We start from the raw sequence: 12712 nt of genomic DNA, 5'->3' as shown, positions 1-12712 counted from the left end.
CTCCTCCTAAAAGTTTGGTCAGCATCCGCTTTCTGAGTCTTCTACGCAAAACTCGCTTCAAAAGCGTAAACTCTCTTTGTCTTATTAGCCTAGTTCATTCTCTTGGAAGCGGTAAGCTTGCGATAGATGAATCTGCCGAAGAAACGGGCAGCCAGGTTGAAGATTAATACGGTCAGCACCAGCACTGCCGAAGCACCTGCTGCGATCTGCAGCGCATCCGGCGCCAGACCTTCGCTGTTGACCTTCCAGATATGAACCGCCAGTGTTTCTGCCGGACGGAACGGGTTAAGCGGTGAAGAAGGACTAAGCGGATTCCAGTTGCTGAAGTCCAGACGCGGACTGCTCATCCCCGCCGTGAACATCAATGCTGCCGCTTCACCGAAGACGCGTCCGGCGGACAGGATCGTTCCCGTAATGATCGTTGGCAGAGCTACCGGGAGCAGTACCGAAGTCACAATCTTCCACTTGGATAAACCAAGCGCGAAGCCCGCTTCCTTCTGCTGCTTAGGCACCGTGCGGAAAGCCTGCTCGGTGATACGAACCATCAGCGGAAGGTTGAAGAAGGTAAGCGCGAGTGCTCCCGAGATCAGGGAGAATCCGAGATTGAAGGTATTGACGATCAATAAGAGACCGAATAGACCGACGATGATGGACGGGAAGGAAGATAACACTTCCACAACCAGACGGATGAAGTTAGTCAGTCTGCCGGGACGGGCATATTCTGCCATGAAGATCCCCGCTCCAAGTCCAAGCGGTATAGTAATAATCAGGGTCAGCACCAGCAGGAACAGGGAGTTGAAGAGCTGAGGTCCTACCCCGCCTCCTGCACGGATCTTCTGTGGTGCCGAAGTCAGGAAGTCCCAGCTGATATGACTCATCCCGCGGATGAGGATATATCCAAGCAGGCCAACCAGAATAGCTACGATAAGCAAAGCGAACGTTACAATGATAGCAGTGGCAATTTTGTCTGCTGTTCTCGGCTTCAAATTTTATTTCTCCTTTCGAGCATTCTAACAAGCAGTACGAATACAAATGTCATCAGCATAAGCACGAGAGCCATGCTCCATAGCGCATTGTTCTGCGGTGAACCCATCGTCGTGTTCCCCATACCCAGCGTAATAACACTGGTCAGAGTAGACGCGGATTCGAACAGCGAACGCGGCACAAAAGGCGCATTACCGATAACCATCTGTACAGCAAGTGCTTCACCGAATGCACGGGCCATCCCCAGTACCACCCCCGTCATAATAGCCGGGAAGGTCGTCGGGAGAATGACACGGGAGATCGTCTGCCAGCGAGTGGCACCGAGCGCAAATGAGGATTCTTTCAAGTTTTGCGGCAAAGAAGCAAGCGCGTCTGCAGCCACGCTGGTAATGGTCGGCAGGATCATCACCGACAGCACTAGCGCGCCTGCAGCAACCCCGATGCCCTGTCCGGGCAATGTATTCCGCAAAAAAGGTACAATGACACTTAAGCCAACGAACCCGTATACGACAGACGGAATACCTGACAACAGCTCGATAACCGGCTGCAGCAGTTTTTTGCCCCAACCAGGGACGATTTCAGTCATAAATAATGCGGCACAGATGCTAAGCGGACTTGCGATAAGCGCGGCAAGCAGTGTTACCAGGAAGGAACCGGCTATAAACGGAAAAGCTCCATAAGAAGGCGTATCCGCTTCAGGCGACCACTTCGTGCCGAACAGGAAATCGGAAACCTTAACCTCCCCGCTTACAAAGTTCGCAATTCCTTTAGAGGCTACGAAATAAACCATCGATACAATGATTACAATCAATAGCAGTACACAAAAGGACATATAAGCGCGTCCGATAAAATTCTCTATATGATGTTTTTCAAACCGCGTTTTCTTTGGTTTTACCCTCAAGATGCTCCCTCTTTCTAAAGTGAAAAGAGAGGCAGAAGAAATCCGCCTCTAATCACATGAAGTTCTAATGGATGATACCTGTGAATGAATCTGTAGTACTTACTTAGGTGTTACAGTTCCTGCTACATCGCGGGATACCTGCATCTGCGAAGCCGGAATGTAACCAAGCTCTACTACATCTCCTGTCTGTACTTCATCAGTCATCATGAAGTCCAGGAAAGCTTTTACTGTTTCATTCGGCTCACCGTTAGTGTACATGTGCTCGTAAGCCCATACCGGATATTTACCGGCAATTACGTTGTCTACAGAAGGTTCAACACCGTCATAGCTCAAGGTTTTAACGGAATCATCCAGGTAGGACAGAGCCAGATAACCGATAGCTCCCGGTGTTTCACCGATAATTTTCTTAACAGTACCGGAAGAATCCTCTTGAATCGATCCTGGAAGATCATCCGTTTTGGTGCCAAGCGCGAAGCTCTCGAAGGTTGCGCGTGTACCTGAGCTTGCAGGACGGTTGATGATCTGAATCGCCTGGTCAGCACCGCCGACTTCGCTCCAGTTCTTGATTTTGCCAGTGAAGATGTCAACCAGCTGCTGCTTAGTCAGTGTATCTACACCTGCATCCGGATTGCTTACTGCTGCGATAGCTACAACAGCTACCTGATGATCAACGAGTGCTGCCGCTTTTTCAGCATCAGCATCTTTCAATTTCTCTTCTGCGAAGACGTCGGAGTTACCGATATCCACTTGCTTCTCAGCAACTTGTGTCAAGCCTGTTCCGCTTCCGCCGCCTTGAACCTGAATATCGACGCCTGCATTAGCATCCATAAATTTCTCTGCTGCCTGCTCTACGAGCGGCTGCAGTGCTGTGGAGCCCGAAGCCAGAATAGATCCGCTTAATTCGGCGCCGCTGCTGTTTTGTGTATTTGTTGCAGCTGCATTGCCTCCGTTATTGGTTGCCGCATTATTTCCCCCGTTGCCACATGCCGAAAGTGCTACTACGCTTGTTAAAGCCAAAGCCATGATCCAAGATTTTCTGAATTGCATTGTTTTTTTTCCTCCTAAAGGTTTTGTGAGTGTCTGCTTCATTGGTCTGCTTCGTACAAAACTCACTTTGGAAGCATTTCTGTGCTCATGTCAGCTTCTCTTCTGACTCTTCTTATTCTAGGGCTCGTTCGTTATGTAAAAGTACTGAGTTTGTAAAGCGGAAGATAAAAGTTATAATAGATTTTGAATAATGCCATAGATATAATCTATATATAAGCAACAATCGCTAATTTATCGCCATCTAACCGGAGGAATCAGCATGAATCTTGTGAAATTACAAATCGTAGTCCTGATTGAAAAATATAAAAAGGTAACGGACGTAGCCGCCGAGATGGGGCTTAAGCAGCCGACCGTTTCCTTCCATATGAAGAGTCTCGAGAGTGAGCTTGGCGCTTCACTGTTCCAGTTCCGGAGCGGCCGGGTGCTGCTGACCGATGCCGGACGGGCCCTGTATCAATATGCTGTGCGGATTGTATCGCTGACGGCAGAAGCAGAGCGGACAGTTAAGCAGTTCACCTCTCTGGCGTCGGGGAATCTGGAGCTAACAGCAAGCGACATCCCCGGTAATTATCTTGTGCCTAAACTGCTGTCCCAATTCACTGGCCTGCATGATGGAATTGATGTGTTCCTGTCCATATTGCCGGATGATGCCGTCAGGGAGCGTCTGCGGAGCCGTGAGATTCAGCTGGCCGTGCTGCACAGTGCGGACGGACAGGATGATTCCTTCCATACTCAAGTGATTGCCAGAGATGAAACGGTGCTGGTTTTTGCGCCTGGACATCCTTTTGCCGGAGCGGAGGAAATTACGGTAGAAGCGGCAGCACGAGAGCCCTGGGTGCAGCATGAAGCCGCCTCCTTCCTGCGCGGAATCTCCGACAAGTGGACGCAGCTCAATCATGTGAAAGTGTGGAACCATGCCGTACTCGGCTCGCCGGAGGCGGTCAAACGTATGATTAGCGGCGGCGGGATGGTCGGAGTATTCTCCAAATCAGGGATTGAGGCCGAGGTGGCGGCCGGAAGTCTGGCCTATGCCCCGCTGCCGGGACTTCATCCCGGAGATGGTGCATTTGTGCTGGCCTGGCGCAAAGACTACACCCTCTCCCCGTTACAGAAGGCTTTTGCCGGAATGGCAGGTGGTGGCAATTTACAGGAGGAGGACCAGCGCGAAGATCCGGTACCCAGTAAATAGTTGGACTTCCGGGCGGCGGATGTCATCGCAGGAATATCCAGATTATCCGCAATCCTGAGCAGGAATCCGGTAACTTTATATAAAATCCTGCCCATAATACAACATTTCCCTCATTATATTGACCCTAAACTAAAATTTTGTAAAAAAGGCAACATTTCATCTTTTCCAAGCGGCTTAGCAGGATTATTCTTGTAATTCATACAACAATCCTTCTGAACACCTGGCTACCCATACATCAAAGTTGTAAAACATACAACACTTATGTCTACAGTGCGGCTTTATTTACATTTACATAACAAAACGGTATCCCTTAGCGCACGAACGTAACCGCGCTTCAAGAGATACCGTTTATATGACTTCTTAGGTTTCACACTATAAATTACTGCTATTTCCCGCTGAAACGGCTTTGCTGTCTTTAAAAAGGACTGCAAAGCCGTTTCCACTTCGTTGATTATCTTTTCTGCGCCACCAGAGTGAAGGTCTTGGGAATTCCCTTATCATATACATCCGACGACAGGTTCGGCTCTTCCACCAACTCCTGAATAACAAGCCCGCTGGCCGCAGCAGCGGTTACAATCTCGCCGAGTGTCCAGCGCCGCCAGTAGACAACATTAGGTCTGTCTGCCCCCGCTGCTTCTCCGGAAGAAGGCATATACTTGGAGTAGGATACCTGCTTCTCTTCCAGTGCCGTATCGAAATAATCACCGCTCACTTTGTGCTTGCGCACCTTGGCGGTTGAACCCTTGGAGGAGATCAGCTTGGTCGTTACCGGGTGGAAATCGCGCAATACGAACTTCCCGCCGGGTGCCAGCAGCCGGTATGCGGTAGTCATAAACGGAGCCAGGTCGGTGAAATAGTGGACAATTCCCATCTCCGCAAACACCAGGTCATACGAGCCGTCCAGTTCTGCTTCAGGCAGTCCCAGCACATCTGAGACGATATAATTCAGCTTCACTCCAGCTTCCTGCGCCAGTTCAGCAGCATAACGCCCATTCGCCTCCGAGAAATCGGCAACGGTGACTTCCGCCCCCAGCAGGCCGAGCGCTACCGCCTTCATGCCGTTCGAACCCATCAGGTTCATAATCTTACGGCCCTTCACATCGCCCATATATGCATTCAGCGGGAACAGCCTCCCTGCCGGATCTTTGGCCAGCTTCTCTGCTGCCTCGGCTGGTGATCCGAACCGGCTTGTCCATGCCGCATAGGTATCCTCATTCCACAACTCCTCACTGGAAGGAGCGGCCCCGCCGTTTAGACCTGACGGTTCGTTCTGATCATGTTCATTCATTACGTTCGTTACCCCTTTATATATGTTCTGTGAAAATCATGTCATCGCTCGACCATTCTAACGCATTATGACGCATTCGGCAGAGGCTCCTGAAGCTTAAGCGCCTTCCTGCGTCCGGAATACAGATAGACCCCGAGGCCGGCCATGACCAGCACGCCTCCTGCCCATTGTAAACCGCTCAGCTGTTCACCCAGCAACAGGAACGCAAGAATGCTCGCGCCGACAGGCTCTCCCAGAATATTCATCGAGACTGTAGTCGCAGATGCATACTGCAGCAGCCAATTAAACAGAATATGGCCGAATACGGTTGGCACTACCGCCAGCAGGACAAAGATGCCCCATTCCCGGGCCGGATAAGCGAAGAAAGGTGTACTTGTTACCAGATTATAAACAGCAAACACAACGGCCGCAGAGATGAATACAATCAGGCTGTACAAATAGGAAGGCATACGCGCCACCAGCTTCTGACCGATTAGTAAATGTGCGGCTACAGCTACGGTTCCCCCAACCGACAGCATGTCACCCTTCAGGTTCTCGGCGGACAGTCCGATATCACCCCAGCCGATAAAGACAACCCCAAAGATTGCAATAGCCATACCCAGCATAGCAGAGGCGCTGTTGCGCTCTTTATACAGTATGTACGCACCGAGCATAATGAATAACGGCTCCAGAGCCATGATCATCGTCGAGCTGGCCACTGACGTGTAATTCAGCGAACCCATCCAGAGCAGGAAATGAAGGGCCAGCATCACACCGGAAGCACCCAGCAGCAGCCAATCCTTCAGGCGCAGAGCCCAAGCGGCTCCGCTGTAACGGCGGGCGAACGGCAGCATTAGCAGCGAGGTGAACAGCAGCCGGTACATCCCCTGAACCGACACTGGAGCAGACGACCATTTAATGAAGATAGAAGAAAAGGATATGGCCACAATTCCGATCACCATCAACAGCGGTACGGGAACGGGCGGTTTTTTGGGAATCATACGTAGTCGCCCCTTCGTGTTTGGTAAGACTCATTATGTTAATTTAACGCAAATTGCAGAAAAAAGCAGCATTTTTCAATAAAAGAGACATAGAATCCGTCTTTCAGCGGGTTCCATGCCTCGTATGAGCCTTTACCAGTGCTAATAAGCATCTGTATCTATGGCTTAAGCACAACCTTGATACAGTCCTCTTCCTTCTCCTGGAATACCTGGTACCCATGCTCCGCTCGACTGATCGGCAGGCGGTGGGTGATGATATCTGTGGGATCGAACTTATTCTCCTTAATCATCTTGTAGAGGGCCGGCATATAATGAATGACCGGAGCCTGTCCCATCTTCAGCGTAATATTGCGTTCAAACAGATGACCGAGCGGGAACATATTATAGTTCAGCCCATACACCCCTACAAGCTGAATTGTACCGAACTTGCGGACCACCTCTGATGCGATACGGAACGCCCCTAGTGAACCGCCCTGCAGCATCAAGGCTGTTTCTACCTTTTCTACAACCGTCTTCTTGGCGTCGAGACCTACACAATCAATGACCACATCGGCACCGCCGCGGGTGATCTCCTTCAAGTGCTTCTCAAAATCCTTTATTTCCTCAAAATTTAATATCTCCACGTTATTCGTCAGCTTCGCATGCTGCAGCCTGTATGGGATATGGTCGACGGCAATGACCCGGGACGCGCCTTTCATCCAGGCGAATTTCTGAGTCAGCAGCCCCACTGGCCCGCATCCGAGCACAATTACGGTATCTCCGGGCTTCACGCCGGCATTCTCAACCCCCCACCAGGCGGTCGGTACAATGTCCGAGAGGAACAGCAGCTTCTCGTCTTCCATTTCAGCATCCTCCGGAACGACAAAGGGGCCGAAATTGCCGTACGGTACACGCAGCAGCTCGGCCTGCCCTCCGGCGAAGCCGCCGTAAGTATCTGAATAGCCCAGATAGCCGCCGGTATCCTTGGCTTCATTCGCGTGGTCACATTGGCTCTCCATCTCGTGCTGGCAGAAGAAGCATTGCCCGCAGGCTACATTAAAAGGGATAATGACACGGTCACCCTTCTTGACCTTGGTAACCTCCGGTCCCACATCTTCCACAATTCCCATAGGCTCATGGCCGATAATGTAATCATCATGCATGCCGGGGATTTCGCCATTATAGATATGCAGATCCGATCCGCAAATGGCGGTTGAGGTAATGCGGACAATGATATCATCCTTCTTCTCAAGCCGCGCATCAGCGACTTCCTTAACCTCGACTTTCTTCTTGCCTTGATAGGTTACTGCCTTCATGTTGAGAGTCACTCCTTCAGAAGTAGGGTATGGACATAACAGGCTGTAAAATCACGCTATACTATGTTATAACCCCAAATCCTCCGAATTTATCCGTGCAGCAGCGGAGAATACATCATCAGTGCATGATTCTCGGCGACAGCCTCATCACCCGCGAGCTCCCCTGTATGGGTAAGCACCCTGCGTCGGATAGCGTTACTGCGTACATATCCTCCCCACGGTTCCAGGCTGATCATATGGCCGTCTTCATAGACCTCATAATTGTAGAGCTGCCGGCTGTCACAACGCCATTCCCCGTGCAGATGGGTATCATCCAGATGAAAGCAAACATTGCCTCTTGAACATCAATGATCAGTAATGCGGCTGACATCATCAATTTTCATTCCCTCCTCCATATGCTGTACCCTAGCGTTTCGGCACGAATACCCCCAAATATTATAACTGATAATTCACTCTGGAAGCTTATCCGAGATCACCAAGATGAAGGTAGCTAATGGTCCCAGCAGCAATGACAGCAGAAACCAGTTTAATCCGCTCCGGTTTTTCCCCTGGGCAATTCCCGCATTAATCAGTGCCAAGGTTCCCCAGCCTGCGTAGTATCCGTTCTCCATTTCAATTCCCCCTCGTGCTTGATCATCCATCAAGTATATTACGCCTGGAAGGGGTGATTCTCCTCCGCTTGTTACAGAAATCCTAATAATTACATTAAAAGGAATTGGATGTGGTCACCCCGAAGGAAGAGCCGGTGGACCGGGGACTACACCAAAAAGACCGGACCTCCGCATCGCAGAGGTTCGGTCTTCATTCAATATATAATGCGCAAGCCTTACTTGCCCCGCTTATTATGCCAGATTAGTGCGTGAAGCTGCGGCAGCACCCGCGCCTTGTTCATCTGCGGGTCGGCAATTACCAGATTAAACAGCCACTCCAGCCGGCCCAGCAGGCGGCCTGAAATGTCGCCTTCCTCGGTGACATTATCGTTCCCCGGCTGAAGAAACAGCGGGACCTCCGGGTACCTGAAATGTACCTTCCGGGCATACTCATAATCCTCCTGGTTAAATACAACTACCTTCAGGCTATGAGCCGCCTTGCCGTTGTTACCGACTCTAACCATGATCTCGTCCAGCTTCCCCCAGTCGGTCTTCATCCCGGAGCTTGGCGGCTTGGGGCTAATCGTCAGCACATCGACATCACTGAACCAGTCCTGCCAGCGGCTGCCCTGTGTCTCTATAGCCGCCTGGATACCGCGTTCGTGGAGCAGGGCGATGAATTCACCCATGGCTTCCCCGATAAGCGCCGGATTGCCTCCGGAGATGGTTACGCAATTGAAATTATCTCCTGCCAGCTCAAGCAGCCCGGCGAGAATCTCCTGCGGTTCCATCAGGATTACTTTATCCTTCGCCGAACCATCCCATGTAAAGGCTGAATCACACCAGCCGCAGCGGTAATCGCAGCCGTAGGTGCGGACGAACATCGTTTTGACACCGATGACCGCCCCTTCCCCCTGAATCGTCGGGCCGAACATTTCGATTACCGGTATTTTACTCATGGTCACAGCCTCCGTACAGACGGTAAGACGGCCCCGCTTCCGGAATGTCTGCCGCCAGCACCTCCGCCCAGGAGGTCGGAGTCTCCCACAGCTTAACGGAATAGACCGGCAGAGAAGCCTGCTTCAGCTCATAAGCGATGTATGCTGACATGTTCTCCGCCGTCGTACGGAACGACAGCAGTGCTACCTTAGAGCCTGTAGATGTAAGTGTCTCCAGCACAGGCTCATTGCCCATTGCCAGAAAAGCATGATCCAACCGGTCGACTACAAGCTGCTTCACGATTGTTTTGATGTCACTGAAATCGACAACAAACCCCTCGTCCGATTGACCCTGTGCGACAGAAGGTACACCTTTCAGCACAACCTCAAGCTTGTACGTATGCCCGTGCAGATTGCTGCATTTCCCCTTGTGCCCGATCAGCTGATGGGCGGCATCGAAGGTGAAGATTTTGCAGACAGATATTTCGCCAAGCATTATAGTCCAGCCTCCTGACGCTCCGCCTCATATTGCTCAAGGCCGCGCTGGCGGAGCAGACATGCCGGACAGGTGCCGCAGCCGCTGCCGATCATCCCGTTGTAGCAGGTAAGCGTCTGCTCACGGATATAGTCGAAGTAGCCAAGCTCATCGGCCATTTTCCAGGTTTCTTTTTTGTCCAGCCACATCAGCGGAGTATGGATTACGAACTCAACATCCATCGACAGATTAAGTGTAACATTCAGTGATTTCACGAACACATCCCGGCAATCCGGGTATCCGCTGAAGTCCGTCTGGCAGACACCGGTGATGATATTGCTATAGCCCAGCTGCTTGGCCAGAATCGCTGCAAAGGACAGGAATAGCAGGTTCCGTCCGTCTACAAATGTACTCGGCAGCTCCGCGCCCTCCCCGGCAGCGATTTCGATATCATCCCGGGTTAGCGCGTTCGGGGCCAGCTGATTCAGCAGTCCCAGATCGAGAATATGCTGCTTCACCCCAAACTTCGCGGCAATCTCCTTGGCGACTTCAATCTCTGCCGCATGGCGCTGATTATAATTAAAAGTAACCACCTGAACCTCCTGGAACTGCTGCAAAGCCCATACCAGACAGGTGGTGCTGTCTTGGCCGCCGCTGAAGACGACCAGTGCTTTTTTATTCATCGTAAGTTCTCTCCTCCTTATTGTTCTGTGTGCTGCAGATCTCCCGGATTAACGGTTATCCACTTTCTCGGGATACAGGTCGTGGTTCATCAGCCGGTGCTCGGCCATGGCCTCATATTTCGTTCCCGGACGCCCCCAGTTGCAGTAAGGATCGATGGAAATGCCGCCGCGCGGCGTGAATTTACCCCAGACCTCAATATAGCGGGGCTCCATCAGCGAGATCAGATCATTCATAATAATGTTGACACAGTCTTCATGGAAATCCCCGTGATTGCGGAAGCTGAACAGATAGAGCTTCAGGGATTTGGATTCAACCATTTTGATATCCGGAATATACGAGATGTACATCACGCCGAAATCCGGCTGTCCGGTAACGGGACACAGGCTGGTGAACTCCGGGCAGTTGAATTTGACAAAATAATCACGGCGGGGATGCTTGTTATCGAACGCCTCCAGAATCTCCGGGTCATAGCCGAAATTATACTTCGTACCTTGATTTCCCAGCAGGGTAACCTCCTGTATTTCCTCTTTCAGTCTGCCTTCTGACATGACAAAAAACCCCTCTCTTTTCCCTAGGCTCCTGGCCTGAACTGGAAAGAAGAACGAGATTTCGAAAACCTGGCTCTACTAAGTTGAGACACGCGCGGCATAACAAGAAATAAGTACAGGCAAATGCCCGTACTTCTAAAGCCCCCGGATATCCGGAAAGCTGCTCATGCCTGTAGCGGTCTTAGTTTTTTATAGAGGGAGTTTGCGAACCTCTCCTGCGCTTGCGCACGCAGATTCCTTCTTTATGCTGATAACTGTACATATGGTGCGTCTTGAACTATACCATGATTGCCGGAGGCTTGACAACCCTCACAGCTGATCCAGAATCAGCGAGCACAGCAGACCCATGGCGGCGATAAATCCCGTTAGCGGTCCACCTTCCTCATAAGCTTCGGGCATCATGCTGGAGGAGACCATCGCGATTATTCCGCCCCCGGCAAAAGAAGCAATCATCGCCTCCGTATATCCGCTTGCATGGTCCATAAACGTATAACCCGCCCCTGAAGCCAGGGTGGAGATCACCAGTACGCCGAACCACAGCAGCATAATTTTTCTTTTGCCGTAGCCGTCCTGCTTCAGCCCTGCCGTGCTCGACAGCCCTTCCGGGATATTACTGATAAAAATAGCGATGACCAGCAGCAGACTTACACCTTGACCGGCAATCAGACTGGCCCCGATCATGATCGACTCAGGAATAGCATCCAGTACCGTTCCGGCAAAAATAGCCAGGCCGCTCCCGCCTTTAGCTTCCTTCTTCCCTGAAGCTCTGGCTGAGCGTTTGCGGCCGGCTCCGCCTTTTCGCGAGATATACCAGTCGAACAGCGTGAACACCAATGCCCCTGCGGTAAAACCGATGATCGTCGGGGTCAGCCCGCCGTCACTCGCGGAATCCTCCAGCAGTTCATAAGCAGCTGCTCCAATAAGTACGCCTGTCCCGAAGGCCATAATGAATCCGATCAGCTTGGTGGGAATGGACAGGAACAGAGCGAGCAGCGCCCCGAGTAATACAGCAGAGCCGGAAATGGCTCCCCACATCAATGCACCCCACATTATGCTCACCTTCCCCGTTCATGTATTGTTATTGAAGTGCATAGATGTAGTTTACACCCTAATGGGGCACTGCAAACAATGCATCTTCCGGCGGGCACCTATTCGAGATCTATTCTCCATATCCATACGGCCAGCGCGGAGATCCAGAGGAGCAATAACAGGCTTTCGCCCAGCAAGGGACCGCTCCCGTTCAGGACACTATTCAAATTCTCTACGACCTCCACACTCGGTAGTAGGGCGAATAGCGGATAAGCCCAGTCCGGCAAGGAACCATATACGGAAACCACCAGAAAAAACACAATCATCGCTGCTGAACTGACGGCTGCGCCGTTTTTCGCCGAGCTAAGCTTAAGCCCGATGACCATCCCGACCTCGACGAAAATAATCCCTCCGGCCAGCATATATGGCAGAGCCGCCAGTAAACCGCTGTGCGCTCCTTCATTCAGCAGAAAAACGACGCATTGTGCCAGTAAAGAGAACATCAGCACGGTAGCGCCTTTGGCGAGAATAATCTGTCCCCGTCCGAGCGGAGATACCAGCAGGGCATCGAAGGTGCGGCTCTCGCGCTCTTCCAGCAGGGACGGGCCGGTGAGCATAATGCCTACCATCACCTCGGCGAACAGAATCCAGGTAGACAGCAGCATGAAATTGGATTCACCGGTCTGCATAACGGATATTAGTATTTTAGACATGAAGATTGGCAATAACAAGAGGATGATACAAGAAGGATTACGCAACAGATC

General features: G+C 51.4%; 15 protein-coding genes and 1 riboswitch. Of the genes, 1 reads left to right on the top strand and 14 read right to left on the bottom strand.

Annotation, left to right across the window (positions count from 1 at the left end):
• Positions 1-89: 89 nt before the first annotated feature.
• The 3 genes from pstA to MKX70_RS21150 form a co-directional block, all read right to left on the bottom strand.
• Positions 90-986, bottom strand: coding sequence for a phosphate ABC transporter permease PstA (gene pstA, locus MKX70_RS21160; RefSeq protein WP_039298906.1), 897 nt, complete (start codon positions 984-986; stop codon positions 90-92).
• Positions 983-1885: a phosphate ABC transporter permease subunit PstC gene (pstC, locus tag MKX70_RS21155; protein WP_039298909.1), complete on the bottom strand. Its 903-nt coding sequence runs from the start codon at positions 1883-1885 to the stop codon at positions 983-985. The genes pstA and pstC overlap by 4 nt, the downstream gene beginning before the upstream one ends.
• 99 nt (positions 1886-1984) lie before the next feature.
• Positions 1985-2932, bottom strand: a complete 948-nt coding sequence (locus tag MKX70_RS21150; protein WP_039298912.1) for a phosphate ABC transporter substrate-binding protein PstS family protein — start codon at positions 2930-2932, stop codon at positions 1985-1987.
• Between the two features lie 259 nt (positions 2933-3191).
• On the opposite strand from MKX70_RS21150, the gene MKX70_RS21145 reads away from it, so the two are divergent.
• The gene (locus tag MKX70_RS21145) at positions 3192-4121 is read left to right on the top strand and encodes a LysR family transcriptional regulator (protein WP_340785808.1); all 930 of its coding nucleotides are present in this window, start codon (positions 3192-3194) and stop codon (positions 4119-4121) included.
• 451 nt (positions 4122-4572) lie between these two features.
• Here the strand turns inward: MKX70_RS21145 and MKX70_RS21140 are convergent, their stop codons facing one another.
• The 11 genes from MKX70_RS21140 to MKX70_RS21090 all read right to left on the bottom strand — a co-directional run bounded on the left by MKX70_RS21140 (position 4573) and on the right by MKX70_RS21090 (position 12613).
• Positions 4573-5409, bottom strand: coding sequence for a class I SAM-dependent methyltransferase (locus tag MKX70_RS21140; RefSeq protein ID WP_340840653.1), 837 nt, complete (start codon positions 5407-5409; stop codon positions 4573-4575).
• Positions 5410-5474: 65 nt separating this feature from the next.
• Complete coding sequence (locus tag MKX70_RS21135; RefSeq protein ID WP_340840651.1) at positions 5475-6389, bottom strand: DMT family transporter; 915 nt, start codon at positions 6387-6389, stop codon at positions 5475-5477.
• Positions 6390-6547: 158 nt separating this feature from the next.
• Positions 6548-7684 carry a zinc-dependent alcohol dehydrogenase gene (locus MKX70_RS21130; protein ID WP_042236738.1) on the bottom strand — a complete coding sequence of 379 codons (1137 nt, stop codon included), beginning with the start codon at positions 7682-7684 and terminating at the stop codon, positions 6548-6550.
• An 89-nt stretch (positions 7685-7773) separates the two neighbouring features.
• Positions 7774-7920, bottom strand: coding sequence for a hypothetical protein (locus tag MKX70_RS21125; RefSeq protein ID WP_156123175.1), 147 nt, complete (start codon positions 7918-7920; stop codon positions 7774-7776).
• A 213-nt stretch (positions 7921-8133) separates the two neighbouring features.
• A complete protein-coding gene (locus tag MKX70_RS21120; RefSeq protein WP_167549552.1) occupies positions 8134-8295 on the bottom strand; it encodes a hypothetical protein in 162 nt (53 codons plus the stop codon).
• 215 nt (positions 8296-8510) lie between these two features.
• A complete protein-coding gene (gene queE / locus MKX70_RS21115; protein ID WP_340785801.1) occupies positions 8511-9233 on the bottom strand; it encodes a 7-carboxy-7-deazaguanine synthase QueE in 723 nt (240 codons plus the stop codon).
• Positions 9226-9708, bottom strand: coding sequence for a 6-carboxytetrahydropterin synthase QueD (gene queD, locus MKX70_RS21110; protein WP_042236742.1), 483 nt, complete (start codon positions 9706-9708; stop codon positions 9226-9228). Before queD ends, queE begins: the two co-directional genes overlap by 8 nt.
• The gene (gene queC, locus MKX70_RS21105; RefSeq protein ID WP_042236744.1) at positions 9708-10370 is read right to left on the bottom strand and encodes a 7-cyano-7-deazaguanine synthase QueC; all 663 of its coding nucleotides are present in this window, start codon (positions 10368-10370) and stop codon (positions 9708-9710) included. Before queC ends, queD begins: the two co-directional genes overlap by 1 nt.
• Before the next feature lie 48 nt (positions 10371-10418).
• The gene (gene queF / locus MKX70_RS21100; protein ID WP_042236746.1) at positions 10419-10919 is read right to left on the bottom strand and encodes a preQ(1) synthase; all 501 of its coding nucleotides are present in this window, start codon (positions 10917-10919) and stop codon (positions 10419-10421) included.
• A 175-nt stretch (positions 10920-11094) separates the two neighbouring features.
• Positions 11095-11138: riboswitch (PreQ1 riboswitch) on the bottom strand.
• A gap of 90 nt (positions 11139-11228) precedes the next feature.
• Complete coding sequence (locus MKX70_RS21095; RefSeq protein WP_042236748.1) at positions 11229-11969, bottom strand: ZIP family metal transporter; 741 nt, start codon at positions 11967-11969, stop codon at positions 11229-11231.
• 98 nt (positions 11970-12067) lie between these two features.
• Positions 12068-12613, bottom strand: coding sequence for an ABC transporter permease (locus MKX70_RS21090; protein WP_331281872.1), 546 nt, complete (start codon positions 12611-12613; stop codon positions 12068-12070).
• Between the last annotated feature and the right edge of the window lie 99 nt (positions 12614-12712).

This window comes from Paenibacillus sp. FSL R7-0312, assembly GCF_038004445.1.
In the GTDB taxonomy this organism is placed as follows: domain Bacteria; phylum Bacillota; class Bacilli; order Paenibacillales; family Paenibacillaceae; genus Paenibacillus_AQ.
Note: the sequence above shows the minus strand (reverse complement) of the source record. Positions and strands in the feature narration are given on the sequence as shown.

Coding starts and splice junctions, on each gene's coding strand:
- MKX70_RS21095 (WP_042236748.1), bottom strand. CDS start 11,969: ATGTGGGGTGCATTGATGTGGGGAGCCATTTCCGGCTCTGCTGTATTA.
- MKX70_RS21130 (WP_042236738.1), bottom strand. CDS start 7,684: ATGAAGGCAGTAACCTATCAAGGCAAGAAGAAAGTCGAGGTTAAGGAA.
- queE (WP_340785801.1), bottom strand. CDS start 9,233: ATGAGTAAAATACCGGTAATCGAAATGTTCGGCCCGACGATTCAGGGG.
- MKX70_RS21135 (WP_340840651.1), bottom strand. CDS start 6,389: ATGATTCCCAAAAAACCGCCCGTTCCCGTACCGCTGTTGATGGTGATC.
- MKX70_RS21145 (WP_340785808.1), top strand. CDS start 3,192: ATGAATCTTGTGAAATTACAAATCGTAGTCCTGATTGAAAAATATAAA.
- MKX70_RS21140 (WP_340840653.1), bottom strand. CDS start 5,409: ATGAATGAACATGATCAGAACGAACCGTCAGGTCTAAACGGCGGGGCC.
- MKX70_RS21090 (WP_331281872.1), bottom strand. CDS start 12,613: ATGCTGCTGTCTACCTGGATTCTGTTCGCCGAGGTGATGGTAGGCATT.
- queC (WP_042236744.1), bottom strand. CDS start 10,370: ATGAATAAAAAAGCACTGGTCGTCTTCAGCGGCGGCCAAGACAGCACC.
- MKX70_RS21150 (WP_039298912.1), bottom strand. CDS start 2,932: ATGCAATTCAGAAAATCTTGGATCATGGCTTTGGCTTTAACAAGCGTA.
- queD (WP_042236742.1), bottom strand. CDS start 9,708: ATGCTTGGCGAAATATCTGTCTGCAAAATCTTCACCTTCGATGCCGCC.
- queF (WP_042236746.1), bottom strand. CDS start 10,919: ATGTCAGAAGGCAGACTGAAAGAGGAAATACAGGAGGTTACCCTGCTG.
- MKX70_RS21125 (WP_156123175.1), bottom strand. CDS start 7,920: ATGATCAGCCTGGAACCGTGGGGAGGATATGTACGCAGTAACGCTATC.
- MKX70_RS21120 (WP_167549552.1), bottom strand. CDS start 8,295: ATGGAGAACGGATACTACGCAGGCTGGGGAACCTTGGCACTGATTAAT.